Origin of the sequence: Mesorhizobium sp. M00.F.Ca.ET.216.01.1.1 (assembly GCF_004010325.2) — a bacterium.
GTDB lineage: Bacteria > Pseudomonadota > Alphaproteobacteria > Rhizobiales > Rhizobiaceae > Mesorhizobium.
Genome location: NZ_SADR02000405.1, coordinates 1 through 313 on the forward strand (window position 1 = coordinate 1; position 313 = coordinate 313).

The 313-nt window shown below is 63.9% G+C and carries 1 pseudogene; it reads left to right on the plus strand.

Going from position 1 to position 313, the window contains the following annotated elements:
* Window positions 1-313, plus strand: a pseudogene (locus EN859_RS36690) (lysophospholipase); the annotation flags it as partial.

The window sequence follows — 313 nt, forward strand, 5'->3', positions numbered from 1 at the left end:
CCGGATTTTTCCGATTTCGGCGACAAGGGCGCAGCGCAGGTGGCGGCGCTGATCGATCACTATGCCGAGAAATCGCCCAGCGCCAAAATCTTCGTCGCCTGCGGCTCGATGGGCGGATCGCTGTGCTGGAAGCTTGCTGCCCGCAACGACACCGGCCGGCGCATCAACGGGCTGTTGCTGCTCGGCTCGCTGTGGGACGAGAGTTTCCTCGTGAGCCCCGCCTTCAGGCGCCACGTCCCGGTCTTCTTCGGCCAGGGCAGCAAGGACCCGGTGTTTCCCATCGAGAAGCAGGAAGCCTTCTTCCGCTCCATCA